This window comes from Ostreiculturibacter nitratireducens (genome assembly GCF_032670585.1).
GTDB classification, from domain to species: Bacteria; Pseudomonadota; Alphaproteobacteria; order Rhodobacterales; family Rhodobacteraceae; genus Ostreiculturibacter; species Ostreiculturibacter nitratireducens.
Genome location: NZ_JAVQHL010000002.1, coordinates 538,864 through 564,662, shown reverse-complemented (window position 1 = coordinate 564,662; position 25,799 = coordinate 538,864). Strand labels below are relative to the sequence as shown.

Here is a 25,799-nt window from a genome sequence, read left to right as displayed (position 1 = left end):
CCCGACGTCTCCGCGTCGCCATGAAGCCACCCGCCCGGGTGGCTTTCCTCCTAGCATGACACACATTGTGCTTGGGAGGACACGAATGGACTCGACGGAATCTGGGGGCGCTTCCTCGCGCGCTGCACGCGGCGGGCGCGAGGCAAGGCGCAAGGAACGGGCGCACAAGGGCGGCGGCGTTCATCGGCCCTACATCACCCGGAACATCCCCACCTACGACATCCTCTCCGAGGATAACCTTGTCCGGATCGAAGCCGCGGCCGACCGCATCCTCGCCGAGACGGGGATCGAGTTCCGCGACGACCCGGTCGCCCTGGACCACTGGCGGCGAGCGGGCGCGAAGGTCGACGGCGTTCTCGTGAAGTTCGAACCGGGGATGCTGCGCGAGATCCTGAAGACGGCCCCGCCCGAATTCACCCAGCACGCACGGAACCCCGCGAACTCGGTGCGTATCGGCGGAAGGAACGTCGTCTTCGCGCCGTCCTACGGCTCGCCCTTCGTGATGGACCTCGACAAGGGGCGCCGCTTCGGCACGATCGAGGACTTCCAGAACTTCATCAAGCTCGCGCAGTCCTCGCCCTGGTTCCACCATTCGGGCGGCACGATCTGCGAACCGACCGACATCGCGGTGAACAAGCGCCACCTCGACATGGTCTATTCGCACATCACGCTTTCCGACCGGCCCTTCCTGGGTTCGGTCACCGCCGAGGAGCGCAGCGAGGATTCGATCGAGATGTCGCGCATCCTCTTCGGCGCGGACTTCGTGGACCAGAACTGCGTCATCATGGGCAACGTCAACGTGAACTCGCCCCTCGTCTGGGACGGCACGATGACGAAGTCCTTGCGCACCTACGCCCGCGGCAACCAGGCCTCCGTAATCGTGCCCTTCATCCTCGGCGGCGCGATGGGTCCGGTGACGTCCGCCGGCGCGATCGCCCAGTCACTGGCGGAAACCATGGCCGGCTGCGCGCTGACACAGCTTGAACGGAAGGGCGCCCCGGTCATCTTCGGCAACTTCCTGTCGTCCATGTCGCTCCGTTCGGGTTCGCCCACGTTCGGCACGCCGGAACCCGCGGTCGGCTCCATGGTGATCGGCCAGCTCTGCCGCCGCCTGAACCTGCCGCTCCGCTGCTCGGGGAACTTCACGACCTCGAAGCTTCCCGACGCGCAGGCGATGACCGAAGGCACGATGTCGATGCTCGCCGCGATCCACTGCGGGGCGAACTTCATCCTGCACTCGGCGGGCTTCCTCGATGGGCTCCTGTCGATGTCCTACGAGAAGTTCATGCTCGACGCCGACCTCTGCGGCGCGCTCCACACCTACCTCGACGGGGTCAAGATCGACGACAACCAGCTTGCCGTGGACGCCTTCGCGGAAGTGGGCCCCGGCAACCACTTCTTCGGCTGCTCGCACACGATGGCGAACTACGAAACCGCCTTCTGGGACAGCGAGACGGCGGACAACGAACCCTTCGAGAAATGGGAAGCGGCGGGTTCCGTCGATACGGCCACCCGCGCCAACAAGCTCTGGAAGGAGCGGCTCGCGAACTACGAGAAGCCCCCACTGGACGAGGGGATCGACGAGGCGCTTCGGGACTACATGGACCGCAAGAAGGCCGAGGCCCCGGATATGTGGTACTGACATATCACGCAACGCGGGGCGCAGGTCATCGTCGCCCCGCATCCGATTTCAGCTACAGACCGATCGAAGGACCATCACATGACCAGCCATCCCCGGCTCATGTCCCCCGTTGCCCTGCGCGGCCACACGCTCAGGAACCGCATCGTCTTCGGCGCGCACACCGCGAACATGAGCGTCGAGGGCCTGCCCGGCGAGCGTTTCGGGGCCTACCTGCTTGAACGCGCGCTCGGCGGCGCGGCGATGATCGTGGCCGAGCCCGTGCCCGTGCACCGGACGGGGGTCCTGACGCGCGGGAACTTCCGCCATTCGGACGACTCGGTGATCCCTGCCTTCCGCAAGATCGTGGAGCCAGTGAAGGAGGCCGGCGCCGTCATCATACAGCAGCTCTACCACATCGGCGCCCACGGCGATTCCGACCTCAGCTTCTCTCCGCACTGGAGCCCCTCGGGCGCGCCCTCCTACCACGATTCCGACGGCTCCCACCGCATGACGAAAGCCGAGATCGAGGAGATGATCGAGGCGCATGTCGCCGCCGCAATCCGATCCCAGAAAGCGGGCTTCCAGGGCGTGGAAGTCTGGGCCGCCTACCATTCGCTGCTCGACCAGTTCTGGACGCCCTGGTCGAACACCCGCGACGACGAATGGGGCGGCAGCCTGGAGAACCGCACGCGCTTTTCCCGCACGATCATCGAGCGTATCCGCCGCGCCTGCGGCGAGGATTTCGTCATCGGCCTAGCGGTCTCCACCAGCGATTCGCACGACGTCCTTCTCCAGACCGACTCTCTCTCGGAGATCGTCGCGCTGCACGATGCGACGGGGCATATCGACTACGTCACCTGCGGGCACGGCGGCTATCTGGACTTCGAGCGGCTGATGCCGACCTTCCTCTTCGCCGAAAAGCTCACGGCGCCGGTGACGGAGGTTCTGAAGGGCGTCGTGAAACACGCCCTCGTCACCTCGGAGGCGCATGTCCGCACGCCGGAAAACGCCGAGGCCGTGATTGCCTCGGGCCAGGCCGACCTGGTCTCCATCGTCCGGGGGCAGATCGCCGACCCGCATCTGGCGCGCAAGACCGCCGAGGGACGGGCCGAGGACGTGCGCGGCTGCATCTCCTGCAACCAGATGTGCTGGGGCCGGCGGTCGCGGGACTACTGGATTTCCTGCCTCATCAACCCCTCCGCCGGGCGGGAATGGGAATGGGGCGGCGACCGGTTCACCCCGGCCGCAAAGCCGCGCAGCGTCCTGGTCGTGGGCGCGGGTCCCGCAGGGCTCGAAGCGGCCCGCGTCGCCGCAGAACGCGGCCACCGGGTGGAGATCGCGGAGGCGGCCCCCCAGATCGGCGGGCAGTTCCGGCTGGCCGGGCTGCAACCCCGGCGCGCGCAGATCATCGACCTCATGAACTGGTATGAACGCCAGTTCGAGAAGCTTCAGGTGCGCCTGCGGCTCAACACCTATCTCGACGCCGAGGAGATCCGGGCAGCGGCGCCCGACGCCGTGGTCATCGCCACCGGATCGCTGCCGGACCCCGAGGGGTTCCAACGCTGGCTTCCCGGCCTGTCCCGCCTGCCGGGAATGGAGCGTGGCAACGTCTGGTCGCCCGAGGAGATCATGCGGCGCGAGGCGAAGATCGGCGACAGCGTCATCGTGCTGGACGAGGGCGGCAACTGGCGCGGCCTCGGCACGGCATGGCACCTTGCAGAACAGGGCAAGCAGGTCACGATTGTCACGCCGGAACCCTACATCGGCAAGGAATTGTCGCGCACCTCCGCCGACATCCCCCTGCGCGGGCGCCTCGCCCGGATGGGCGTGCGCGCGATGACCGAAAGCGCGATCCCCGAATGGCACGGCGACGGGGCAACCGTGCGGAACTTCCTGACCGGCGAAGAGGAACGGGTCCCGGCCACCGCGCTCGTGATTTCCACCACGAACCGCGCCTTCGATCCCTTGTCGGAGGAACTCCAGGGCCTCGAAACCCACCTCATCGGGGATGCCGCCGCACCGCGTCTGGCGCCCTATGCCTTCCACGAGGGGCGGAAGATCGGCCTGAAGCTCTGACTTCCGCCCGTCGGGAAGCTCAGAGGCTGTCCTCCACCCGGAAACCGTCCGGGATCGCGTCCCGCCCGTCGAGAACGAGGTCCGCCATCACCTCGGCGACCTTCGGCGCGATCCCGAAACCGATCTTGAACCCGCCGTTGGCGATGAAGTGGCCCGGCCGCCCGGGCCATGCCCCGAGCATCGGCGCCCGGCTTTTTGCGCGGGGGCGCAGGCCCGCCCAGCGCTCGACGACGGGCGCCTCGGCAAGCGCGGGGCAGACCGTCCGTGCCCGGTCGATCAGCGCCTCCAGCGCGGCATCCGTCGTATCCGCTTCGGCGAACTCTCGTTCCGAAGTCGACCCTATCGCCACCGTCCCGTCACCGTGTGGCACGATGAACAGCCCCTCGGCAAAAATCTGCGGCGCCTCCCGCGCATCGTGCCGAAGAAGCGCCGCCTGCCCCTTCTCCGCGCCTCCAAGGTTCCGCCCAAACGCAGCCGAGAGATCCTGAAGCCCCGCCGCTCCCGTCGCCCAGATCACCGCGCCCGAGGGTTCCGCTTCGCCCGTCATAATCTCTCCGGCCTTGGCACGGATCGCCGCCGAGAGCGTTGCGAGCCCCGCGCGGGGGCAAAGCCGCGCGCTCAGCGTGTCGTGCACGACAAGTCCGGTTGGCGTATCCGGCCCCCATCCGGCGAACTCGGCCGCCCCGGTCACGCGCCAGAGCGCGCGGCCCTGCCACAGGACAGCGGCCTCTTCCTCCCGCACCCGCGCCCGCGCGACGGCGTCGGAGTCGGCGAGGGGCTGCACCCGCCCTGACCGCGCGTAGAGGGGGTCCTGGCCCGACACCTCCCGCACATCCTCCCAGAACGCTTCCGACATCAGGAGGCTCTCCAGCTGGAACTGCTTCTTCGGGTTCCATTGCTCCGGCACATGCGGCGCGAGCGCGCCCACGAGCCCGCCCGACGACCCCGCCCCGATCCGGTCCCGCTCGACTACCCGCACGCTGGCGCCCCGCCGGGCGCAGGCCCAGGCGCAGGCGAGACCGAAGATTCCGCCCCCCATCACCGTCACATCAGCCGTTGCCATCGCCTTCTCCCTTCGCCATGGTCGCGCGCATGCCGGGGATAGGACAGATCGGTGAGGACGACCAGAGCGGGCTCAGCTGGCGCGACGGGATCGTGCCGGTGTCGAACCGCTTCGACGACCCCTATTTCAGCCTGTCTGACGGGCTGGCCGAGACGCGCCACGTCTTCCTTTCCGGCAACGATCTGCCCGCCCGCTTCCGGGATGGCTTCCGCATCGCGGAGCTGGGGTTCGGCACCGGGCTCAACATGCTCGCGACCCTGATCGAGTGGACCCGCGCGGGCGTCCCCGGCCGCCTCCTCTACACGAGCTTCGAGGCCTTTCCCCTGTCCGCCGCCGAGATCGCGCGCGCACTCGATGCCTTCCCCGAGACCCGCGCCGCCGCGGACCCGTTCCTCGCGGCCTGGGAAACCGGCGCGCGGGAATTCGACCTCGGCCCCCTCAGCGTCCGGGTGATCGTGGGCGACGCGCGGGCGTCCCTGCCCGGCTGGGAGGACAAGGCGGATGCCTGGTTCCTGGACGGTTTCTCGCCCGCAAAGAACCCGGAACTCTGGTCCGAGGAGCTCATGGCCGACGTCGGGCGCCACACCGAAGCCGGAGGCACCTTTGCCACCTATACGGCTGCGGGCCATGTCCGGAGGGCCTTGCAGGCGGCCGGGTTTCAGGTAGAGCGTGCAGCGGGCCACGGGCGCAAGCGCCACATGACCCGAGGAACGCTCGGACCCCGACCATGAACAACCAGAATACCCGCCTCGGCATCATGCTGATGATCGCGACGAGTTTCGTCTTCGCGATGCAGGACGGTATCTCTCGCCATCTCGCGGGGGAATACAACGTCTACATGGTCGTAATGATCCGCTACTGGTTCTTCGCGGCATTCGTGATGACCGTGGCCTCGCGCAAGGCCGGCGGGCTCGCCCGTGCGGCTGCGACGACGCAGCCGGTGATCCAGATCTTCCGCGGACTTCTCCTTGCCGCGGAGGTCGTGGTGATGGTGCAGGCCTTCGTGATCCTTGGCCTCATCGAAAGCCATGCCGTCTTCACCTGCTACCCCCTCCTCGTCGCTGCGCTCTCGGGTCCGATCCTCGGGGAGAAGGTCGGCTGGCGACGCTGGACGGCGATTGGCGCGGGCTTCGTCGGCGTCCTCATCATCCTCGAGCCGGGCTACCGCGTCTTTTCCCCGGCCGCGCTGATCCCGCTCATATCGGCCTTCATGTTCGCGCTCTACGGGCTCCTGACCCGCTACGTCGCGCGCAAGGACCCGGCGGCGGTGAGCTTCTTCTGGACCGGCGTCGCAGGCTCCGTGCTCATGACCGCGATCGGGGTCTGGTTTTGGGAACCCATGACGGCGAAGGACTGGGGCTGGATGGGCGTGCTCTGCATGACGGCGGCGACCGGCCACTTCCTGCTGATCAAGGCCCTGGAGGTCGCAGAGGCGAGCGCGATCCAGCCCTTCGCCTATCTCCAACTGGTCTTCGCTGCGGGGATCGCGATGGTGGTCTTCGGCGAGAAGCTGGAGGCCAACGTGGCCGTCGGTGCAGCGGTCGTCGTGGCGGCGGGGCTCTTCACGCTGTGGCGCGCGAGGGTCAAGGCCGCGGAAACCGCCGACACCCCGCTCTCCGACAAAAAGCCCGCAGCCTGACCCGGTGCCGTCAGCGGCCCTTGAGTTCTTCGCTGAGCCGCACCGGCCCCACCTTCCCCGTCAGCCGCGCCCGGTAGATCGGCAGGCTTTCGGCCACCCGCATCACGTAGGTCTGGGTTTCGCGGAAGGGGATCTGCTCGATCCAGTCCACGGCGTCGACGTTCGGATCGCGCGGATCGCCAAGCTCCTCGATCCAGCGCCGGGGGCGCCCCGGCCCGGCGTTGTAACCTGAGGCCACGAGCAAGGGCGAGGTTCCGAATTCGGCGACCAGTTCCGCGAGATAGGCCGAGCCGAGCCGCACGTTGTAGCCCGGATCGGTCGTCAGCCGCGCTTCCGAGAAGCCCTCGCCGATCTTCGGCGCCATCATCTTCGCCGTCCCGGGCATGAGCTGCATCAGGCCCTTCGCCCCGGCCCCCGACACGACCTTGTGGTCGAACTCGCTCTCGCGCCGCGCGATGGACAGCGCAAGCTCGCGCGTGACCGGCAGGTCGAGCTTTTCAAGCCCGTTCACGGGGAAATAGGCGCGCGGCCAGATTGCGCCCTTCTCGGCCGCGGCCTTGGCCAGCAGAAGCGCCATGTTCGCCTCGTGCCATTCGAGAGCGAGCCCGGCGAGCGCGCCGATCTCCTGGCCCGACAGGCTTTCCGATAGGTGCAGGAAGAATCGTTCCGACAGATCGATCTCGCCCGCCGCCTTCAAGAGCACCGCAGCCTGGAAAACCGACGACCCGGTGAACGAGGCCGTGCGCCAGTCCGGGTAGCTCTCGTTGCCCGCGAGCGCGGGATCGAGCGGGATGCCCGCTCTTTCCGCGGCGAGAAGCCCATAGAAGGCGGTCTGGTACCTCGCCGCCTCCGCATAGGCGGCGCGCGCCTCCTCCGGCCGCTTCAGCGCCTCGAGCGCCCGGCCCTCCCAGTAGCCGGCGCGCGAGAGGCTGATGGGGCCCGACACCGCCGCCTTGAAACGGCGGAAATGGGTGAGAGCCGTTTCCGCATCCGAGAGCTTCCTCAGCGCTATGAAGCCGGAGAGCCACTCAAGGTCGGCATAGTCGAACCCCTGCGTCAGCCCGTGGCGAGAGGCCATGCGGTAGGCTTTGCGGGGGTCGCCCACCCGCATCTCGCGCCTGGCCAGCGCCCGGCGCCAGTCGGCCCATGTCATCGGATCGCCAAGGCTTTCCAGGTTTTCGGAACGCTCCAGCAGAAGATCGGACGCCTCGTCATAGCGGTCCTTCCGGATACGCCAGCGGAAACGGTCATAGGCGAGCCCCGCCGACCCCATCATCCGTTCCGGCACCGCCGCGATCAGCGCGTCGACGCCGTTGGCCTGTTCCTGCAGCCCGATCCGCGCCGCCGCGACCGCGCGCGTGCCTTCCGTGACAAGCGGCAGCATGCGCTTGGCATCCAGAAGAAGGCCCGCTTCCAGCATCGCGGCGATCCTGCCGCCGTGATGATCCTTGAGAAGCTCGGGCGAGGAGGCGAGGAAAGCCGCCTCTTCCTCCGGCGTAAGGCTGAGTTCGCGCCATGCCCTGACCAGCGCCGCCTCCGCCTTCGCGGTTTCGCCCTGCGCGCGGTAGGCCGCAGCCAGTGCCAGCGCGCCCTCGCCGGTCTGGGGCGCCATGGGGGCGAAGTAGGCGATCACGCGGTCCGAGGAAATCTGCCCGGTCAGGGAGGTCTCGCCCTTTTTCCTCAAGAGCGGAAGCCCCGGCCAGTCGGGACGCCGCGCCAGGAAGGCGTCATACTCGGCGAAAGTGCCCTCACCCGCCCGCAACCGGTGCCATTCGACGATATCGGCCGCGATCGCACCCGAGGCGCGTCCCTGCGCCACGGCGGCGGGCCAGTCCTTCGACGCGACGGCTTTCATCGCGCGCGCCAGCGCCTCAGGATCCTCTGCCCGCGCCATGAAGGGCATGAAGGCCACGGAAATGGCCAGCACCAGTCGCCGAAACATCGCTTTTCCTGCTCTTCTTCTTCGATTTTCGTGGGACTCTAGCGAGAGTGCCGCAACCCGCAACACACAAACTTGGCAACGCCCCACGATGCGTTTAGGTTCCGCGCGATTTCAACAGGGCGAGTCTGCCCGAACCTCAAGGAGCGTGTCATGTTCAAAGGGTCCATTCCTGCCCTGGTCACGCCGTTCAAGAACGGCGCAGTGGACTTTGATGCGCTCAAGAAACTCGTGGACTGGCACGTGGATCAGGGCAGCCACGGGCTCGTCCCGGTCGGCACCACGGGCGAAAGCCCGACGCTCAGCCACGAGGAGCACGGGCAGGTCATCGAAGCCGTGGTCGAGGCCGCGGCAGGCCGGATCCCGGTGATCGCGGGCGCAGGTTCGAACAACACCGCCGAGGCCATCGAGCTGATCCAGCACGCGGAAGCCGCCGGCGCCGACGCGGCGCTGATCGTGACGCCCTACTACAACAAGCCGACCCAGCGCGGCCTCATCGCGCATTTCACGGCACTGCACGATTGCTGCACGCTGCCGATCATCATCTACAACATCCCCGGCCGCTCGGTCGTGGACATGCTGCCCGAGACGATGGGCGAGCTTGCGAAGCTGCCGCGGATCATCGGCGTCAAGGACGCCACCGGCAAGATCGAGCGGGTGAGCCAGCAGCGCGCGTCCTGCGGCAAGGGCTTCATCCAGCTGTCGGGCGAGGACGCGACCGCGCTCGGCTTCAACGCGCATGGCGGTGTTGGCTGCATCTCGGTCACGGCGAACGTTGCGCCGAAGCTCTGCGCCGAGTTCCAGGAAGCGACCCTTCGCGGCGACTATGCCGCCGCGCTCGACTACCAGGACCGGCTGATGCCGCTCCATGAGGCGATCTTCATCGAGCCGGGCCTCGCCGGCGCGAAATACGGCCTGGCAAAGCTCGGGCTCTGCTCGGAAGAGGTGCGTTCGCCGCTGACTACGCTTCTGGACAGCACCAAGGCGAAGATAGACGCAGCGATGCGCCACGCCGGGATCATCAACTAGGACGGCTCGGCCGGTCCCGGCCCTCCGGCGCCGGCCGCCGCGGCAGACAGACGGCCCCTTCCGTGCTAGGCTTTTTCCGTCGGAAAAAGCGCGGCGATGTTCCAGGGAGGGGCGCATGGCTGTCTTCGAAAGCCCGTTCGGCGATATCCGGACAAGCGATCTGTCGATCACCGAACGCGTGTTCGAAGGAATGCAGAACCGTGACGCCGTCACGCTGATCGACGGCGTCACGGCACGCGAGTGGACCGCGGGGGAGCTTGCGGACAGCGTGAAGTCCTTCGCCGGCGGCCTCGCGGAACGCGGCTTCGGCAAGGGCCATGTCATCGCGCTGATGGCGCCGAACATCCCGGAATTCTTCACGATTTTCCATGGAGCCGCCTGGGCGGGGGCCACGGTCACCACGGTCAACCCGACCTATACTGCGCATGAGCTGCAATACCAGCTGAACGACGCGGGCGCGGACCTCCTCGTAACGGTTCCCGCCTTCGTCGAAACCGCGACCGCGGGGGTCGAGGGGACGAAGGTGAAGGAGATCGTCGTGATCGGCGAGGCCGAGGGGGCCGTGCCGCTGTCGGAATACATGGGCGCGCCGCTTGCCGCTCAGGCGCCTGTCGATGTGGCTGAGGACGTCGTGGCCCTGCCCTATTCCTCGGGCACGACGGGCCTGCCGAAGGGCGTGATGCTGACGCATCGAAACCTCGTCGTGAACCTCGACCAGATCATGCCGGTCGGCCGGATCGAGCCGGGCGAGGTCACCCCGGCCTTCCTGCCGTTCTTCCACATCTACGGGCTCGAGGTGCTTCTGAACCTCTACCTCGCCGCCGGGGCGAGGCTCGTCACGATGCCGCGTTTCGACCTGGAGCAGTTCCTGCGGCACGTCCAGGAGCACCGCGCGAAGAAGCTCTGGATCGTTCCCCCGGTGGCGATCGCGCTGGCCAAGCATCCGATGATCGACCAGTTCGACCTTTCCTCGGTCGAGCAGGTCAATTCCGCCGCCGCCCCCTTGGGCGCCGACCTCGCGGAAGCGGTGGGCAAGCGTCTCGGCTGCCACGCGACGCAGGCGTACGGCATGACCGAGATGAGCCCCGCGAGCCACGTGACGCCCCTGCCCGACGCTCGCGCGGGCTCCGTAGGCCAGACGGTCCCCGGCACCCGCTGCCGGATCGTCGATTCCGAAACCGGCGCCGATCTCGGCCCCGGGGGAGGAGGGAGAGCTCTGGGTTCAGGGTCCGCAGGTGATGAAGGGCTACCTGAACAACCCCGACGCCACGGCGAAGACCCTGACCGCGGACGGCTGGCTGAAGACCGGCGACGTCGCGATGTTCGACGAGGACGGGTTCCTCTTCATCCGCGACCGCGTGAAGGAACTTATCAAATACAAGGGGTTCCAGGTCGCCCCGGCGGAGCTCGAGGCCGAGATCCTGACGCATCCCGGCGTGGCGGACGCCGCCGTGATCGGCATTCCCGACCCGGAGGCGGGGGAGGTGCCGATGGCCTTCCTGGTTCCCGCGCCGGGTGCGTCCCCGACCGAGGAAGAGATCGCCGCGCATCTCTCGGACCGCGTCGCGCATTACAAGCAGGTCCACAAATTCGCCTTCGTCGACGCGATCCCGAAATCGGCCTCCGGCAAGATCCTGCGGCGTGTCCTCCGCGATCAGGTGGCGGCGGGCTGACACCTCGTTTCCGGGTCTATCCAACGGCCCGCTCCCGCGTTACGCATTGGACCGCCCGGGAAGGGGCGTAACAATCAGCTGCGGGGCCAGACCATGCGGAGCACGAAGACCATCCATGTCATCTCCGCCCATGCCGAGGGCGAGGTCGGCGACGTCATCGTCGGCGGCGTCGCGCCGCCCCCCGGCGAAACGCTCTGGGAACAGAGCCGCTTCATCGCGAGGGACGGGACCTTGCGCAACTTCGTCCTGAACGAGCCGAGGGGCGGGGTGTTCCGGCACGTCAACCTCCTGGTTCCGCCCAAGGATCCCCGCGCCCAGGCCGCCTTCATCATCATGGAACCCGAAGACACACCGCCCATGTCCGGCTCGAACTCGATCTGCGTTTCGACGGTGCTGCTCGATTCGGGCATCCTGCCGATGACGGAACCCGTGACGGAACTGACACTCGAGGCGCCGGGTGGTCTTGTAGCCGTCCGCGCCGAGTGCCGGAACGGGAAGGCAGAACGGATCACCGTCCGGAACCTGCCTTCCTTCGCCGACCGGCTCGGCGTCCCGCTCGAGGTCGAAGGAATCGGCACGCTGACCGTCGACACCGGCTTCGGCGGCGACAGCTTCGTCGTGGTGGACGCCGAAACCCTTGGCATTGCCATCGTGGAAAACGAGGCGCATGACATCGCCCGCCTTGGCGTTCGGATCACGGATGCGGCGAACGCCCAGTTGGGTTTCCGCCACCCGACCAACCCGGAATGGGCCCATATCTCGTTCTGCCTCTTCGCGGGCGCGCTCTCGACCACCGAAACCGGCTTCGCCGCGCGTTCGGCCGTCGCCATCCAGCCCGGCAAAGTGGACCGGTCGCCCACCGGCACCGCCGTCTCGGCCCGCATGGCGATCCTCCACGCCAAGGGGGCCATGAAGACCGGCCAGACGCTGGAGGCGACCTCGATCATCGGTTCCCGCTTCATCGGCCGGATCGCGGGTGAGACCGAAGAGGGCGGCCGCCCGGCGATCCTGCCCGAGATCACGGGCCGCGCCTGGATCACCGGGACCCACCAGCACATGGTCGACCCCGACGACCCCTGGCAGCAGGGTTACCGCCTCTCCGACACCTGGGGCGCGCGCTAGGTTCCCCGCGCGGCTGCCCTCTGGTTCAGACCTTGCCCTTGCGTGCTTCGAGCTGGCCCACGCGGACATGGCGGAGCACCTCGACCAGCATCGCGGTCAGGAGCCCCATGTTCAGAAGGCCGTTGGCTGCCGCCATGCCCGCCAGAAGCCGCCATTGCTGCGGCAGCAGGATGTCGCCGAAACCGAGCGTCGTGAAGGCGACGAGCGAGAAATAGACCGAGGCTTCCATCGTGATGAAGATGTCGAGAAGCCAGAGCGCGATGGCCCAGATCCAGACGCCCGCAGTCACCATGCCCAGCACCCAGACCACGGTGAGCGACAGGACGAGCATGAGCTTCGGCCGGTGAGGCTCCTTGGTGAGCCAGGGATGCGAACGGGCGAGCACTACTTCGATGCCCCAGAAGGCCGCGCCCGAGACGAGCACGGAAAGGAGCATCAGGACAGTGCCAAGCGCGATTTGTATGAACATTGACCCGGCCTCCGGTGTTTTCCCTTGTCATACGACATCCGGTCCCGATGTGAAGTCCGGCCTTCGCGGTGGCTGGACAGCGCGCTGCCCCTCCCCTATCTCGGAGCAGTCATGGCCCAGAAATCCGATCCCAACTACAAGATCATCGCCGAGAACCGGCGTGCGCGGTTCGACTATGCGATCGAGAGCGACATCGAGGTCGGGATCGTCCTGACCGGGTCCGAGGTGAAGTCGCTCCGGACCGGGCAGTCGAACATCGCCGAAAGCTACGCGAACGTCGAGGACGGTGAGCTTTGGCTCATCAACGCCTATATCGCGCCCTACAAGCAGGCCGGCGTCTTCGGTCACGAGGAACGCCGCAAGCGCAAGCTTCTCGTGTCGAAGAAGGAGCTATCGCGCCTCTGGCAGGCGATCGGCCGCGAGGGCATGACGCTCGTGCCTCTGGTCATGTATTTCAACGATCGCGGCATCGTGAAGCTGAAGATCGGCGTCGCGAAGGGCAAGAAGCTTGCCGACAAGCGCGAAACCTCGGCCAAGCGCGATTGGAACCGGCAGAAGCAGCGGCTCCTCAAGCACGGCTGAGACCCTTGCCTCACCGCGGCCCTGCGCGTATGGCTTTCGCCGCGAGCGAGGGAGGGTCTCATGGCCGAGGACGATCCGAAAACGCTGGTCTCAACCGACTGGCTCGAGGCGCATCTGAAGGATCCGGACCTGAGGGTGATCGATGCCTCCTGGTATCTTCCGGACATGAATCGGGACCCCAAGGCGGAATATGAAGCCGCCCATATCCCGGGTGCCCGTTTCTTCGACATCGACAGGATTTCGGACACGCGGTCCGGTTTGCCTCACATGGCACCGACGCCCGAAATGTTCGTCAGCCGGATGCGGGCGATGGGAATCGGTGATGGCCACCAGGTCGTCGTTTACGATGGCGCGGGGATGTTCTCGGCGCCGCGGGTCTGGTGGCTCTTCCGCCTCATGGGCAAAACCGATGTGGCCGTTCTGGACGGCGGCTTCCCGAAGTGGCAGGCCGAGGGCCGCCCGGTTGAGGACATGCCGCCCGTGATGCGGGACCGCCATATCAGCGTCAGCCGGCAGGCGAACCTCGTGAAGGACGTCACACAGGTCGCTTCGGCCTCCAAGCTTGGAGACCACGCGATCCTGGACGCGCGGTCCCCCGGCCGTTTCCGGGGCGACGAGGCCGAGCCGCGTCCGGGGCTCAGGTCCGGGCACATCCCCGGCTCGAAGAACGTGCATTACCGGAGCCTTCTGAACGACGACGGCACGATGAAGTCGCCCGAGGAACTCGTCCGGATCTTCGACGGCGTGGGCGTCGACTGGGGCAAGCCCGTCATCACCAGCTGCGGCTCCGGGGTCACTGCGGCCATCATAAACCTCGCGCTCGAACGCATGGGCCACAGGAATCACGCGCTCTACGACGGCTCCTGGGCCGAGTGGGGCATGTATAACGACCTCAAGGTCGTGAAAGGGGAATGAGATGCTGACAACGCTGAAGCCGCAGGCCGAGGACAAGATCCTCAAGCTCATGGGCATGTATCGCGCGGACCCGCGCGACAACAAGATCGACCTCGGCGTCGGCGTCTACAAGGATGCGAGCGGCAACACCCCCGTGATGCGCGCCATCAAGGCCGCCGAGAAGCGCCTTTGGGAAACCGAGACGACGAAGACCTACACGAGCCTGGCGGGCGACCCCGGTTTTCATTCCGCGATGTCGTCGCTGATCCTCGGCGGCGATGTCCCAACGGACCGCATCGCGGCCGCCGCCACGCCCGGCGGCACCGGCGCGATCCGGCAGGCGCTGGAACTCGTGAAGATGGAGGCGCCCGGCGCCACCGTCTGGGTTTCCGATCCGACCTGGCCCAACCACCTGTCGATCCTGAAGCACCTCGGGATCAAGACGCGCTCCTACCGCTACTTCGACAACGAGACCCGCGGCCTCGACCGGGAAGGCATGCTTGCCGACCTCGCCGAGGTGCAGAAGGGCGATGTGGTGCTGTTGCACGGCTGCTGCCACAACCCGACCGGCGCCAACCCGAACATGTCGGACTGGCAAGACATCGCGGCGCTTCTGGAGAAGGCAGGGGCCTTGCCGCTGATCGACCTCGCCTATCAGGGCTTTGGCGACGGGCTCGAGGAAGACGCCGCCGCGACGCGCTTCATTGCGGGGCGGCTCCCGGAAACGCTGATCGCGGCCTCCTGCTCGAAGAACTTCGGGATTTATCGCGAAAGGACCGGAATCCTCCTGGGCCTCACCCCGGACACGAAGTCCCGTGACCTCGCGCAGGGCACGCTCGCCTACCTCAACCGGCAGAACTATTCCTTCCCGCCCGATCACGGCGCCCGCCTGGTGACGATGATCCTGACCGACGAAGGGCTTCGCGCGGACTGGATGGCGGAACTGGAAGAGGTCCGGCGCTCCATGCTCGCGCTGCGCGAGAAGCTCGCTGGCGAGCTTCGCAGCCGCGCCGGGTCGGATCGCTTCGCGTTCATTGCCGAACACCGGGGCATGTTCTCCCGCCTCGGCGCGACGCCGGAACAGGTGGACGCGCTGCGCGAGAAGCACGCGATCTACATGGTGGGCGATTCGCGCCTGAACATCGCAGGGCTGAACGACAGGACCGTTCCTATCCTCGCCGAAGCGATCCTCGACGTCGGGATCTGACGCCTTTCAGCTTCCGCAACATGGTGCAAGGCCGCCGCCCTCACGGGCCGGCGGCCTTTTTTTTTGCGGCAGCGCGGCCGAGGGGGCTCGATGCCCCCGAGGCGGCCGCACCCCGGAAAGGTGAAAACCCGGGCCGCTTCGGCCCGGGTTCCCACCATCTGGCTGAGGGAGGCGTCAGCCCTTGGAGAACTCCGGATAGGCCTCCATGCCGAGTTCCGCCATGTCGAGCCCGTTGATCTCCTCTTCTTCGCTCACCCGGATGCCCATGACGGCCTTGAGGATGAACCAGACGACCGCCGAGACGATGAACACGAAGAGGCCGACGATCACGATCGACTTGATCTGGACGAAGAGCGAGGCGTCCTCGTTGGTGAAGACCACCGCGATCGTGCCCCAGATGCCGGCGCAGAGGTGAACCGGAATTGCGCCCACGACGTCGTCGATCTTCAGCTTGTCGAGGAACGGCACCGCGAAGACCACGATGACACCACCCACCGCTCCGATCAGCGTCGCCGCGCCGAGCGAGGGCGTCAGCGGCTCCGCCGTGATCGAGACGAGACCCGCGAGCGCGCCGTTGAGGACCATCGTCAGGTCGGGCTTCTTGAAGACGAGCGTTGTCAGGATCATCGCCGTGATCGCGCCGCCTGCCGCGGCGGTGTTCGTGTTGGCGAAGATGCGGCTGATGTCCGCGACGTTGCCGGCGGTGTCCATGTAAAGCTGCGAGCCGCCGTTGAAGCCGAACCAGCCGAGCCACAGGATGAACGTGCCGAGCGTCGCGAGCGGCAGGTTCGAACCCGGGAACGGATGCACGCGACCGTCCTTGTACTTGCCCAACCGCGGGCCAAGGATCAGTGCGCCCGCCAGGGCTGCCCAGCCGCCGACGGAGTGCACCACCGTCGAGCCGGCGAAGTCGAGGAAGTCGGTCACGCCCTCTTCACCCGGCGCGAGGAAACCGCCGCCCCACTTCCACGAAGCCTGGATCGGGTAGATGAGACCGGTCAGGACTACCGTGAAGATCAGGAACGGCCACAGCTTGATCCGCTCGGCCAGCGTGCCCGAGACGATCGAGGCGGTCGTCGCGCAGAACATCAGCTGGAAGAAGAAGTCCGAACCGACGGAGGCATAGGTGAGGTCGGTTTCGGTATCGGCCAGTCCCACCGGCTCCAGCGATGCCATCGAGAAGGCGCCGATCACGCCATCCATCGTCCAGCCGTCGCCGGGATACATCAGGTTGTAGCCGATGACGTAGTACATGAGCGCCGCGATGGAGAAGAGCGCGACGTTCTTCATCAGCTGCATCGTCACGTTCTTCTGCCGCACAAGGCCGGCTTCGAGCATGGTGAAGCCCGCGGCCATCCACATCACGAGGAACCCCGTGACGAGGAACATGAAGGTGGTGAAGATGTATCCGATCTCGGTCACCGGCGGCGTGTCGTCCACGACCTCCGCGGCCGCCTGCACGGCCTCCTGACCAAGGGCGGGTAGCGCCACGATGGCTACGAGCGCGGAGAGAAGTCCGGCGCCCGTGAATTTCATGCGATTCGACATATCCATATCTCTTTCCCTTGGATCCCGCGCCTCAAAGCGCCTCGTCATCGGTGTCGCCCGTTCTGACGCGCATCGCCTGCGCGACTTCGAGGACGAAGATCTTTCCGTCGCCGATCTTTCCGGTCTTCGCGGTCTTCGCGATCGTTTCCACCACCTGGTCCGCGAGAGCGTCGGACACGACAGTCTCGATCTTTACCTTGGGCACGAAGTTCACCGCGTACTCGGCCCCGCGGTAGATCTCCGTATGGCCGGACTGCGATCCGAAGCCTTTCACCTCGGTCACCATCATTCCGCGCACGCCGATGGCGGTGAGCGCTTCGCGCACCTCCTCGAGCTTGAACGGCTTGATCGCTGCAATGATGAGTTTCACGTCATATCCCCTTCCTTTGGCATGACCCTGGGGTGGGTCCACGCGGACAGGAGGGGCAATCCTCGGGCGAGGGACAAGCAAACCGGCGCCTATTCGCCGCGCCCTCGCGGCTTACTTGCACATTTTTTGCACATTTTTCCTTTCCTGCCTGTTTTTTAGGCAGTCAATAAACCGAATCGTGAAGGCAAACCGCTCCACATCCCGGGCGGCGGGCTGTATGGTGCGGCGAAAATAAGGCGGGCATCAGGTATCATCGAATGAGTGGGACAGGCGGCAAACGGCCGCCCTTGGTCGCGGACAAGCGCTATCCATCGGGCGGCACCACGAAGCCGAAGGCGGCGCGGAAACCCGCGCCGGCCAAGGCCGCGAAGTCCAAGGCCAAGGCCGCACCGGCCCGAAGGACTCGCGCGGCCCGGCCAAAGCGGGGCGGCAACATTTTCGTGCGCGCGATTTCCGGCTTCGTGTCGCTGATCTTCCGCGTGGTCTGGGGGATCGGCTGGCGCGTCACCGCCATCGTCACCGCCGTCGTCGCCGCGGCGACCTTCTTCGAATACACCAAGCTGCCCGAGCTTTCGTCTCTTCTGGACGGGCGCGCGCGCGGGTCGGTCACCATGCTCGATTCCTCGGGCAAGGTCTTCGCCTGGCGCGGCGAGACTTTCGGCGGCCAGATCACCGCGGCTCATGTCTCTCCGCACCTCAAGAACGCCGTCATCGCGACCGAGGACAAGCGGTTCTACAGCCATCTGGGCATCTCCCCCCGCGGCATCGCGGGCGCGATCCGCATCAACCTGAGCGAAGGGCGCGGCCCCCTGGAAGGCAACGGCGGCTCCACGATCACGCAGCAGGTGGCGAAACTCCTGTGTCTCGGCGTCGCCTACGACCCGAAGCAATGGGAAAGCGAAGCCGCCTACGAGGATGACTGCCGCAAAGGCGGGATCTGGCGGAAGATCAAGGAGGTCCCCTACGCGTTCGCGATGGAGGCGAAGTATTCCAAGGACGACATCCTGACGGTCTACCTGAACCGTGCCTACCTCGGCGCGGGCGCCCGCGGTTTCGAAGCGGCGGCGCAGCGCTATTTCGGCAAGTCGGCGAACGATGTGAGCCCGGCCGAGGCGGCGATGCTCGCCGGGCTTCTCAAGGCGCCGTCGCAATACGCGCCCACGAACAACCTCAAGCGCGCGCAGGACCGCGCCGCCGTCGTTCTCGGCCTCATGCACGAACAGGGCTACCTTACGGACAAGCAGTATTCGGAGGCGATGGCGTATCCGGCGGAGCTTTCGCCAGCGGCAGAGGCCAAGGCGGGTGGCTACTTCGCCGACTGGGTGATGGATTCAGGACCGGCCTTCCTGACTTCCGAAACGACCGAGGACGTCATCATCCGGACGACCCTCGACCAGCATATCCAGCAGGCCGCGGAAGAGGCGCTCGCCTATATCTTCGACAACAAGGTCAAGGCGGGATCCGAGGCGCAGGCGGCGATCGTCGTGATGAGCGCGGACGGCGCCGTCCGCGCGATGGTCGGCGGGCGCAAGACGAAGGTCGCGGGCGCGTTCAACCGCGCGACGCAGGCGAAGCGCCAGACCGGTTCGACGTTCAAGCCCTTCGTCTACGCCGCCGCGCTCGACATGGGTTACACGATGAACGACATCGTGCTGGACGAGCCGCTGACGATCTACGTTCCGGGCTCGGGCAACTGGTCGCCCAAGAACTACGACAAGGACTATCGCGGGCCGATCACCCTGACGACCGCGCTTGCGAACTCGATCAACACGGCGACGGTGCGGATCTCCGAGACCGTCGGACGCGAGGCGGTGCAGCAGGTCGCAGCCGATTTCGGCTTCGAATCCTCGCTCGCGGACGGTCCGGCGCTTGCGCTCGGTGTGTCCGAATCGACATTGCTGGAGATGACCGGCGCTTATGCGGGCATCCTGAACGGCGGCTCATCGGTGCGCCCCTACGGTCTCGTGGAGCTTCGCATCCAGGGCGACGATGCCGCCCTCATCGGCCAGGGCGGCGGTATCGGCGAGCGGGTGATCTCCGAGAACGCGGCGCGGCAGCTCACCTACATGATGAGCCGCGTGATCGAGGAGGGCACCGGCCGGCGCGCGAAGCTCGCCGACCGGGAGGCCGCCGGCAAGACCGGGACGACCTCGGCCTCTCGCGACGCCTGGTTCATCGGCTTCACCGCCGACTACGTGGCCGGCGTCTGGATGGGCTACGACGACAACACGCCGCTTTCGGGCGTGACCGGCGGCGGCCTGCCAGCCGAGATCTGGCACGAGGTGATGGTCCGCGTGAACGACGGCCTGCAACCGAAACCGCTGCCGATGATTCGCCCGGGCGAGCTTCCCGGCAGCAGCATCGCGCCGGCCTGGGGAGGGGATGTCTATTCGTCGGGCGTCCCGGGCGCAGAAGCCGTCGATGGCACCGCGCCGCCGGCGATCTACGGACCGGGTGACGAGGTTCCGGACGACTACGTGGCTCCGCAGGCCGAATCGCAGCAGCCCGGCAGCGGACGGCGTGGACGGCAGAACGAGCGCGACCTGGCGGACCAGATCCTGATCGACGTCCTGACGACGATCCTCAGAGGGAACTAGGGGGAAGCGCGGGCGTCAGCCCGCGCGCTTGAGATCCCCGATCAGCGCGTCGATGTCGCCGCGCCGCTTGTCCAGCATCGCGCCGATCTCCGTCCGCTCGGTCGCCAGCATGTTCACACCCTCGATGATGAGGTTGAAGAACAGGTCCTTCCCGGATTTGTCCGAGACGTGCCACCGAACGTCGAAGGGCTCGCGACCGCGAAGGTAGGCGATCGAGCTCACTTCGAAGAAACTCTTGACCGGCTTCGCCCCGGTCACCTCGATGCGCCCGCCGATGATCTCGCGGAACCGCCGGCCGTACTTGCGCGCCATGTAGCCGCGGAAAGCCGCGGTGAAGGCGTTCAACTGCCCTGCGGAGGCGCTGCGCGCCGCGACGCCGAGGGCGCTGCGGGCGATGATCGGCACGTCGGCGTATTTCGAGAAGATGCGCTCGAAGTCGGCAAACATCGCGCCTTCCGACTTGCCCGAATTGATGACGACATTGATTTCGTCCAGCACCCGGCCGATCAGGGCGGAAGCCTGGTCCGTCGTGAGCGCCTGCGCGCCGCGCGGCATGGCGGTCAGCGCGACGGCGCCGAGACCAAGCATCATGGCGCCGCGGCGCGTCAGTTCATTCTGCATAGATATCCTCGTACGGGTCATAGGCTTCTTCCTCGACTTCCTGGCCCAGTTCGTACCGGCGGTTCTGCAGGTAGAGCAGGCGGGCCTGCGCGTAGCTGTCCGCGCTTTCATAGAGAATTGAGTCGATGAAGTCCGAATAGCGATAGCGGTCACCGAATCGTGACATGACCTTCGCGCCCAGCGCGTATTCCCGTTCCGGTGATTCCAGCACGAGGTTCAACGGATTCAGCGCCATGTCGACGACCTTTCCGGCAAGGTCACGCTCGGTCGAAGGCCCGATGAACGGAACCTCGAGGTAGGCGCCCTCGGGCGCGCCCCAGACATGGAGCGTCTCGCCGAAATCGGTCGGATCATGCGCGACGCCGATCGAGGTCGCGGGGTCGAAGATCCCACCGATGCCAACCGTGGTGTTGATGACGAAGCGGAAGGTGTTCTGTACCGCGGGCTCCAGCCGGCCCTGCAGGATGTTGTTCACCACGTCGCCCGGCAGATCCAGGTTCGACGAGAAGTTCGAAAGGCCACGGCGCACGGGCTCCGGGATCACATCGCCATAGGTGCCTGAAGTGCCGCGGAGGAACGTGCGGTCGATTTCCCGGTTGGCTTCGTGGACGCGGCGGTTCTGCGCCTCGTAGGGGTCGTGGATGTCGGCGCCCGGCGGAGCGGGCGAGCACGCGGCAAGCGCGGCAAGCACGGCAGCCGATGCCCAGGGGCTCAATGCGAGGAATGAAAATGACTTTGCCACCAGAAATCTCAACCGCTTGTTTGTGGTTCGCCGCCAAGGATGAAGGGATCCGGCGTGTTCCGCCATCCGGCATTCGAAATGAATAGGCTTCCGACGGCGGGGAGACAAGCGCGGGACCGGTATTTCTTGGACCCGATGCGGCGTTCCCGCCGCCCGGGAGCGCATGGGCGGATTCCAGCGATGCGACGACATCCCCATCCAGAGGCAGGTCGGGCTGAACTCGGGACGGCTCTGAGGGAGGGATGGAGCCTCATGGGCTCGGCGGCACTGTTTTCATGTTTCGTCAACATTCTCACGCTGATCGGGCCATTGTTCATGCTTCAGGTGTACGACCGCGTGCTGAGCAGCCGGTCCGAGGAGACGCTCGCTGCTCTGTTCCTGCTCGTGACGTTCCTTTTCGTCGTCATGGGCGTCCTCGACCACGCGCGCGGACGCGTGATGGCGCGAGCGGCCCTGCGGTTTCGTGCCGCGATACAGGAACGGGTCTTTTCCGCGTCACTGCGCCACGCCGCGCAGGAGCCAGGAGCGGCGCTCCCCGCTGACGCCTTGCGGGATCTCGACGCGGTCCAGGGACTGATTTCGGCGCCTGTGATTCTCGCGTTGTTCGACATGCCGTGGGTTCCGATCTTCCTCGCATGCGTCTTCATGTTCCACCCCGCGCTTGGCGCGCTCGCGCTGGGCGGCGGGGCGGCCTTGATCCTCCTCACCATCCTCAACCAGCGCCTGACGCGGCGAAGGCTCGCGGAAGCCGCCGTCGCCGCAACCGCGGCCGAACGCCTTGCGGACCAGTTCAGGGACGAGGCCGAGGCCGTGCAGGCTCTCGGCATGTGCGGGGCGGGCCGCGCGCGCTGGCGCGAGGCACAAGCGCGCGCGCAGACGGAAGCCGTCGCCGTGGCCGACCGGGGTGGCCTTTTCGCGACGGTGTCACGGACGGTGCGGCTGTTCCTGCAGTCGGCGATGCTCGCGCTCGGAGCCCTGCTCGTGCTTCGCGGGGCGCTGACGCCGGGGGCCATGGTCGCATCGTCGATCCTGATGGGCCGCGCCCTCGCGCCGGTGGAACAGGCGGTGGCGGGCTGGGCCGGGGTCCAGCGGGCGACCGAAGGCTGGCGGCGGCTTGCCACCTTCCTCTCCGCCGTTCCGGCCGAAGCGCCGCGCACCGCGCTGCCACGCCCGCGCGGTTTCGTCGAGGCAAGCCAGTTGACGGTCGTGCCCCCCGGCCAGAGCCTCGCCGCACTGCGCATGGTCTCCTTCCGGCTCGAGCCCGGCCAGGCACTCGGCGTCATCGGCCCTTCGGGCGCGGGAAAGTCGACGCTGGCGCGGGCGCTGACCGGAACGTGGCGCCCGGCGGCGGGAACGATCCGGCTGGACGGCGCCGTACCTGACCAATACGGGGCCGAGGCAATCGGCCGGGATATCGGCTACCTGCCGCAGCGCGTGACACTGTTCGACGGAACGATCGCGGAGAACATAGCGCGCCTCGCCCCAGCTCCGGACCAGTCGAAGATCGTCGAAGCGGCGCGGATGGCAGGTGCGCATCGGATGATCCTGACGCTGCCGGAAGGATACGACACGCGGGTCACGCCCGGTGGCGGGACACTATCCGGCGGTCAGATACAGCGCATCGGACTTGCCCGCGCGCTTTTCGGGGATCCGGCGATCCTCGTCCTGGACGAGCCGAACTCGAACCTCGACAACGAGGGCTCGCTGGCGCTCAACGCCGCGATCCGGGCTGTGAAGGCGCGCGGCGGGGCGGTCCTCATCATGGCGCACCGCCCGGCCGCGATTGCGGAATGCGACCTTCTCATGGTGCTCGATGGCGGGGCGCGGCGCGCGTTCGGCCCACGGGACGAGGTGCTTCGCACCGTGGTCGGCAACTTCACGGAAATCTTCCGAGCCCCCGGGGCGGGGGGCGTCGCATGACCCCGCGCGATTCCTCATCGGCGCGCGGGCCGCTCCTTCTCGGCTATCTCGCGCTTCTTCTTCTGGTCGCGGGGTTCGGCGGCTGGTCGGTTTCCGCCTCCATCGCCGGCGCGATCGTGGCCTCGGGGGAGGTGGAGGTAGAGCGGCATCGGCAGGTCGTGCAGCACCCGGATGGCGGCGTCGTCGAAGAGATTCTCGTCACCGACGGAAACCCTGTCGCGGCGGGCACCGTGCTTCTGCGCCTCGACGGCAGCCTGTTGCGATCGGAGCTGGCCATCGCGGAGACGCAGTATTTCGAAATCCTCGCCCGCCGGGGACGGCTGGAGGCCGAACGCGACGGCGCCGACAGGATCGAGTTCCCACATCAACTCGCCGAACTCGCGCCGACAAGACCCGAACTCACCGGGCTGATGGAGGGCCAGTCCCGCCTTTTCGAAGCGCGCAACGCCTCCTTCGCCGCCGAGATCGAGCAGCTTGCGCGCCGCAGGGAGCAGATCGGAAAGCAGATCGCCGGCCTCGATGCCCAGGCGCGCGCGGTCGAACGCCAGTTGCACCTCATCCGTCGCGATCTCGTCGACCAGCGGGCCCTGCTGGCGAAGGGGCTCACCGAGGCGGCGCGCGTGCTCGCCCTGGAACGCGAGGAGGCGCGGCTTCAGGGACAGGCCGGCGAGATCTCCGCCACACGGGCCGAAGCGGAAGGCCGCGGCACGGAAGTCGCTATCGAGATCCTCCGGCGCGGATCGGAACTGCGTCAGGCGACCATCAGCGAGTTGAGGGACATCGGCTACCGGGAGATCGAGCTCGCCGAAAGGCGGCGAACGCTGATCGAACGGATCGGGCGGCTGGAGGTCCGCGCGCCCGTGGCGGGCATCGTCCACGCGATGCAGATAACGACACCGCGCGCGGTGGTCCGTCCGGCTGAACCCATCCTCTTCCTCGTCCCGCAGGATCGTCCTTTCGTCGTCGCGGCGCGGATCTCCCCGAACGACGTCGACGAAGTGCACCCGGGCCAGCAGGTGACGCTGCGCTTCGCCGCCTTCGACGCCCGCACGACACCCGAATTCGCCGGAACGGTGCTTCGCCTTTCGGCGGACACGATGACGGACGAGGCGCGGGGCATACGCTACTATCGCGCCGAGGTCGCAATTCTCCCCGGTGAGTTTGGGCGCCCCGGACTCGTCCCCGGAATGCCCGTCGAGGTCTTTGTCCGAACGGAGGAACGCACGCCGATCAGTTACCTCGTGAAACCGCTCGCGGAATATTTCCGCCGCGCGTTCCGCGAAAGCTGACGCGACGGGGGAGGAGGCCCCGCACGCCATCGCTCGGCAGGTCGGGGGCGCCTGGTGGCGCGTCGGTTTCCCCTCTTCCCCAATGGATGCTCCGCCGCTAGCTTCGGCTCCAACTCAATCGGAGGACTGAACGATGACCGGAAAGATCGAAGCGCGGCTCGCGGAACTCGGCGTGACACTGCCCGAAGCGCCCGCCCCGGCGGCAAATTACGTGCCCTACGTGCAGGTGGGCGACCTGCTGTTCGTGTCGGGCCAGATCAGCCAGTTTCCCGAGGGCATGATCAAGGGCAAGCTCGGCTTCGACATGGACGTGACCGAGGGTGCGATGGCGGCCCGCCGCTGCGGGATGAGCCTTCTGGCGCAGGCCCGCGCGGCCTGTGGCGGCGACCTCGACCGGATCGTGCGCGTGGTGAAGCTCACGGGCTTCGTCAACTCCACGCCAGACTTCGGCGACCAGCCCAAGGTCGTCAACGGCTGCTCGGACTTCTTCGTCGAGGTCCTGGGCGACGCCGGGCGCCATTCCCGTTCCGCAGTCTCGGCCTCGTCGCTGCCCTTCGGCGTCGCGGTGGAGATCGAGGCGATCTTCCAGGTCCGCTGAGCGCGGAAATGCCCGCGCTGTCGCCCGAGTTCCTGACGATCCCGCTCGCCCACCGCGCGTATCATGATCGCGCGGCCGGGCGGCCGGAAAACAGCCGCGCGGCGGTTCGGGCGGCGGTCGAGGCGGGCTATGGAATAGAGATCGACATCCAGCCGTCGAAGGACTGGGTGCCGATGGTCTTCCACGACTACGACCTCAGACGCCTCACGGGCCATCCGGGCCCGATCCGGTCGCTGACTGCGGCGGAACTCAGGGCGACGCGCCTTCTCGATGAAGAGGACGGCATTCCGATGCTTACCGAGGTCCTGAACCTCGTCGGTGGCCGGGTGCCGCTGCTCATCGAGATCAAGGATCAGGATGGCGCGCTGGGTCCCGACGTGGGCCGGATCGAGAAAGCCGTGGCCGGCGTGCTGACGGGATATGCCGGCCCCGTCGCGGTGATGTCGTTCAACCCGCACTCGGTCGCGGCCTTCGGCGCGGCTGCGCCGGAAATCCCCCGCGGCCTCACGACCTCCGCCTACCGCGCGGAGGGCTGGCATTTCACGCCGGCCTCCGTCCGCGGCCGGCTTCGGGACATCCCCGACTACGACCGCGTGGGGGCGTCCTTCATCTCGCACGAGGTGTCCGACCTTGCCCGCCCACGCGTGGCCGAACTGAAGGCAGGTGGAGCCGCCGTCCTGTGCTGGACCGTCCGCTCGCCAGAGGCGGAGGCAGAGGCGCGCGAGGTGGCCGACAACATCACGTTCGAGGGTTACGCCGCCGCCTTCCCGGCTTGACGCGCCCGCGGCTCACGCCATCTT

The 25,799-nt window shown here is 67.1% G+C and carries 22 protein-coding genes and 1 pseudogene; 16 read left to right on the top strand and 7 right to left on the bottom strand.

Annotated elements, in window-relative coordinates; all coding sequences use genetic code 11:
* The first annotated feature begins 85 nt into the window (after positions 1-85).
* Positions 86-1,642 (top strand): trimethylamine methyltransferase family protein, encoded by a 1,557-nt coding sequence (locus ABCN56_RS10020; RefSeq protein ID WP_343080661.1) that lies wholly within the window; start codon positions 86-88, stop codon positions 1,640-1,642.
* A 78-nt stretch (positions 1,643-1,720) separates the two neighbouring features.
* Positions 1,721-3,697 carry an oxidoreductase gene (locus ABCN56_RS10015; protein ID WP_343080660.1) on the top strand — a complete coding sequence of 659 codons (1,977 nt, stop codon included), beginning with the start codon at positions 1,721-1,723 and terminating at the stop codon, positions 3,695-3,697.
* 19 nt (positions 3,698-3,716) lie between these two features.
* Here the strand turns inward: ABCN56_RS10015 and ABCN56_RS10010 are convergent, their stop codons facing one another.
* Positions 3,717-4,760: an NAD(P)/FAD-dependent oxidoreductase gene (locus ABCN56_RS10010; RefSeq protein ID WP_343080659.1), complete on the bottom strand. Its 1,044-nt coding sequence runs from the start codon at positions 4,758-4,760 to the stop codon at positions 3,717-3,719.
* 29 nt (positions 4,761-4,789) lie between these two features.
* Between ABCN56_RS10010 and mnmC2 the strand changes: the two genes are divergently transcribed.
* Both mnmC2 and ABCN56_RS10000 read left to right on the top strand, forming a co-directional pair.
* Positions 4,790-5,491: a tRNA (5-methylaminomethyl-2-thiouridine)(34)-methyltransferase MnmC2 gene (gene mnmC2 / locus ABCN56_RS10005; RefSeq protein ID WP_343080658.1), complete on the top strand. Its 702-nt coding sequence runs from the start codon at positions 4,790-4,792 to the stop codon at positions 5,489-5,491.
* Positions 5,488-6,399 (top strand): DMT family transporter, encoded by a 912-nt coding sequence (locus tag ABCN56_RS10000; RefSeq protein ID WP_343080657.1) that lies wholly within the window; start codon positions 5,488-5,490, stop codon positions 6,397-6,399. Before mnmC2 ends, ABCN56_RS10000 begins: the two co-directional genes overlap by 4 nt.
* A 10-nt stretch (positions 6,400-6,409) precedes the next feature.
* Here ABCN56_RS10000 and ABCN56_RS09995 read toward each other — a convergent pair whose 3' ends face one another.
* Positions 6,410-8,341: a lytic transglycosylase domain-containing protein gene (locus ABCN56_RS09995; protein ID WP_343080656.1), complete on the bottom strand. Its 1,932-nt coding sequence runs from the start codon at positions 8,339-8,341 to the stop codon at positions 6,410-6,412.
* Between the two features lie 150 nt (positions 8,342-8,491).
* Between ABCN56_RS09995 and dapA the strand changes: the two genes are divergently transcribed.
* The 4 genes and pseudogenes from dapA to ABCN56_RS09975 all read left to right on the top strand — a co-directional run bounded on the left by dapA (position 8,492) and on the right by ABCN56_RS09975 (position 12,162).
* On the top strand, positions 8,492-9,367 hold the full coding sequence (dapA, locus tag ABCN56_RS09990) for a 4-hydroxy-tetrahydrodipicolinate synthase (protein WP_343080655.1): 876 nt from the start codon (positions 8,492-8,494) through the stop codon (positions 9,365-9,367).
* A gap of 115 nt (positions 9,368-9,482) precedes the next feature.
* A pseudogene (locus ABCN56_RS09985) lies at positions 9,483-10,520 on the top strand (AMP-binding protein); the annotation flags it as partial.
* A gap of 85 nt (positions 10,521-10,605) precedes the next feature.
* A complete protein-coding gene (locus ABCN56_RS09980) occupies positions 10,606-11,040 on the top strand; it encodes an AMP-binding enzyme (protein ID WP_343081472.1) in 435 nt (144 codons plus the stop codon).
* Between the two features lie 93 nt (positions 11,041-11,133).
* The gene (locus ABCN56_RS09975) at positions 11,134-12,162 is read left to right on the top strand and encodes a trans-3-hydroxy-L-proline dehydratase (protein WP_343080654.1); all 1,029 of its coding nucleotides are present in this window, start codon (positions 11,134-11,136) and stop codon (positions 12,160-12,162) included.
* Positions 12,163-12,187: 25 nt separating this feature from the next.
* Here ABCN56_RS09975 and ABCN56_RS09970 read toward each other — a convergent pair whose 3' ends face one another.
* Complete coding sequence (locus tag ABCN56_RS09970; RefSeq protein ID WP_343080653.1) at positions 12,188-12,631, bottom strand: ion channel; 444 nt, start codon at positions 12,629-12,631, stop codon at positions 12,188-12,190.
* Positions 12,632-12,742: 111 nt separating this feature from the next.
* Between ABCN56_RS09970 and smpB the strand changes: the two genes are divergently transcribed.
* Genes smpB through ABCN56_RS09955 form a run of 3 tightly spaced genes read left to right on the top strand, consistent with a single transcriptional unit; the run spans position 12,743 to position 15,314 of the window.
* Positions 12,743-13,213, top strand: coding sequence for an SsrA-binding protein SmpB (gene smpB, locus ABCN56_RS09965; RefSeq protein ID WP_343080652.1), 471 nt, complete (start codon positions 12,743-12,745; stop codon positions 13,211-13,213).
* Between the two features lie 60 nt (positions 13,214-13,273).
* Positions 13,274-14,128 carry a 3-mercaptopyruvate sulfurtransferase gene (sseA, locus tag ABCN56_RS09960; RefSeq protein ID WP_343080651.1) on the top strand — a complete coding sequence of 285 codons (855 nt, stop codon included), beginning with the start codon at positions 13,274-13,276 and terminating at the stop codon, positions 14,126-14,128.
* A 1-nt stretch (position 14,129) separates the two neighbouring features.
* On the top strand, positions 14,130-15,314 hold the full coding sequence (locus tag ABCN56_RS09955; RefSeq protein ID WP_343080650.1) for an amino acid aminotransferase: 1,185 nt from the start codon (positions 14,130-14,132) through the stop codon (positions 15,312-15,314).
* 174 nt (positions 15,315-15,488) lie between these two features.
* On the opposite strand, the gene ABCN56_RS09950 is transcribed toward ABCN56_RS09955, so the two are convergent.
* Complete coding sequence (locus tag ABCN56_RS09950; RefSeq protein ID WP_343080649.1) at positions 15,489-16,862, bottom strand: ammonium transporter; 1,374 nt, start codon at positions 16,860-16,862, stop codon at positions 15,489-15,491.
* A gap of 31 nt (positions 16,863-16,893) precedes the next feature.
* On the bottom strand, positions 16,894-17,232 hold the full coding sequence (locus tag ABCN56_RS09945; protein ID WP_343080648.1) for a P-II family nitrogen regulator: 339 nt from the start codon (positions 17,230-17,232) through the stop codon (positions 16,894-16,896).
* 257 nt (positions 17,233-17,489) lie between these two features.
* Here ABCN56_RS09945 and ABCN56_RS09940 point away from each other — a divergent pair, with 257 nt between their 5' ends.
* On the top strand, positions 17,490-19,829 hold the full coding sequence (locus ABCN56_RS09940; protein WP_343080647.1) for a transglycosylase domain-containing protein: 2,340 nt from the start codon (positions 17,490-17,492) through the stop codon (positions 19,827-19,829).
* 15 nt (positions 19,830-19,844) lie between these two features.
* Here ABCN56_RS09940 and ABCN56_RS09935 read toward each other — a convergent pair whose 3' ends face one another.
* Positions 19,845-20,450 carry an MlaC/ttg2D family ABC transporter substrate-binding protein gene (locus tag ABCN56_RS09935; protein WP_343080646.1) on the bottom strand — a complete coding sequence of 202 codons (606 nt, stop codon included), beginning with the start codon at positions 20,448-20,450 and terminating at the stop codon, positions 19,845-19,847.
* On the bottom strand, positions 20,440-21,165 hold the full coding sequence (locus ABCN56_RS09930; protein WP_343080645.1) for an MlaA family lipoprotein: 726 nt from the start codon (positions 21,163-21,165) through the stop codon (positions 20,440-20,442). The genes ABCN56_RS09935 and ABCN56_RS09930 overlap by 11 nt, the downstream gene beginning before the upstream one ends.
* A gap of 207 nt (positions 21,166-21,372) precedes the next feature.
* On the opposite strand from ABCN56_RS09930, the gene ABCN56_RS09925 reads away from it, so the two are divergent.
* From ABCN56_RS09925 to ABCN56_RS09910, 4 genes are all read left to right on the top strand, one after another.
* Positions 21,373-23,112 carry a type I secretion system permease/ATPase gene (locus tag ABCN56_RS09925; RefSeq protein WP_425466093.1) on the top strand — a complete coding sequence of 580 codons (1,740 nt, stop codon included), beginning with the start codon at positions 21,373-21,375 and terminating at the stop codon, positions 23,110-23,112.
* The gene (locus tag ABCN56_RS09920; RefSeq protein WP_343080644.1) at positions 23,109-24,401 is read left to right on the top strand and encodes an HlyD family type I secretion periplasmic adaptor subunit; all 1,293 of its coding nucleotides are present in this window, start codon (positions 23,109-23,111) and stop codon (positions 24,399-24,401) included. Before ABCN56_RS09925 ends, ABCN56_RS09920 begins: the two co-directional genes overlap by 4 nt.
* Positions 24,402-24,534: 133 nt before the next feature.
* Complete coding sequence (locus tag ABCN56_RS09915; RefSeq protein ID WP_343080643.1) at positions 24,535-24,999, top strand: RidA family protein; 465 nt, start codon at positions 24,535-24,537, stop codon at positions 24,997-24,999.
* 8 nt (positions 25,000-25,007) lie between these two features.
* Complete coding sequence (locus ABCN56_RS09910) at positions 25,008-25,775, top strand: glycerophosphodiester phosphodiesterase family protein (RefSeq protein WP_343080642.1); 768 nt, start codon at positions 25,008-25,010, stop codon at positions 25,773-25,775.
* Positions 25,776-25,799 lie beyond the last annotated feature (24 nt).

Bases quoted from the DNA above. Each gene is read 5' to 3' on its own strand.
- ABCN56_RS10020 (WP_343080661.1), top strand. From the start codon at position 86: ATGGACTCGACGGAATCTGGGGGCGCTTCCTCGCGCGCTGCACGCGGC.
- smpB (WP_343080652.1), top strand. From the start codon at position 12,743: ATGGCCCAGAAATCCGATCCCAACTACAAGATCATCGCCGAGAACCGG.
- ABCN56_RS09940 (WP_343080647.1), top strand. From the start codon at position 17,490: ATGAGTGGGACAGGCGGCAAACGGCCGCCCTTGGTCGCGGACAAGCGC.
- ABCN56_RS10000 (WP_343080657.1), top strand. From the start codon at position 5,488: ATGAACAACCAGAATACCCGCCTCGGCATCATGCTGATGATCGCGACG.
- ABCN56_RS09915 (WP_343080643.1), top strand. From the start codon at position 24,535: ATGACCGGAAAGATCGAAGCGCGGCTCGCGGAACTCGGCGTGACACTG.
- ABCN56_RS09925 (WP_425466093.1), top strand. From the start codon at position 21,373: ATGCGACGACATCCCCATCCAGAGGCAGGTCGGGCTGAACTCGGGACG.
- ABCN56_RS10010 (WP_343080659.1), bottom strand. From the start codon at position 4,760: ATGGCAACGGCTGATGTGACGGTGATGGGGGGCGGAATCTTCGGTCTC.
- ABCN56_RS09970 (WP_343080653.1), bottom strand. From the start codon at position 12,631: ATGTTCATACAAATCGCGCTTGGCACTGTCCTGATGCTCCTTTCCGTG.
- ABCN56_RS09955 (WP_343080650.1), top strand. From the start codon at position 14,130: ATGCTGACAACGCTGAAGCCGCAGGCCGAGGACAAGATCCTCAAGCTC.
- dapA (WP_343080655.1), top strand. From the start codon at position 8,492: ATGTTCAAAGGGTCCATTCCTGCCCTGGTCACGCCGTTCAAGAACGGC.
- sseA (WP_343080651.1), top strand. From the start codon at position 13,274: ATGGCCGAGGACGATCCGAAAACGCTGGTCTCAACCGACTGGCTCGAG.
- mnmC2 (WP_343080658.1), top strand. From the start codon at position 4,790: ATGCCGGGGATAGGACAGATCGGTGAGGACGACCAGAGCGGGCTCAGC.
- ABCN56_RS09975 (WP_343080654.1), top strand. From the start codon at position 11,134: ATGCGGAGCACGAAGACCATCCATGTCATCTCCGCCCATGCCGAGGGC.
- ABCN56_RS09935 (WP_343080646.1), bottom strand. From the start codon at position 20,450: ATGCAGAATGAACTGACGCGCCGCGGCGCCATGATGCTTGGTCTCGGC.
- ABCN56_RS09980 (WP_343081472.1), top strand. From the start codon at position 10,606: ATGAAGGGCTACCTGAACAACCCCGACGCCACGGCGAAGACCCTGACC.
- ABCN56_RS09910 (WP_343080642.1), top strand. From the start codon at position 25,008: ATGCCCGCGCTGTCGCCCGAGTTCCTGACGATCCCGCTCGCCCACCGC.
- ABCN56_RS10015 (WP_343080660.1), top strand. From the start codon at position 1,721: ATGACCAGCCATCCCCGGCTCATGTCCCCCGTTGCCCTGCGCGGCCAC.
- ABCN56_RS09950 (WP_343080649.1), bottom strand. From the start codon at position 16,862: ATGTCGAATCGCATGAAATTCACGGGCGCCGGACTTCTCTCCGCGCTC.
- ABCN56_RS09920 (WP_343080644.1), top strand. From the start codon at position 23,109: ATGACCCCGCGCGATTCCTCATCGGCGCGCGGGCCGCTCCTTCTCGGC.
- ABCN56_RS09995 (WP_343080656.1), bottom strand. From the start codon at position 8,341: ATGTTTCGGCGACTGGTGCTGGCCATTTCCGTGGCCTTCATGCCCTTC.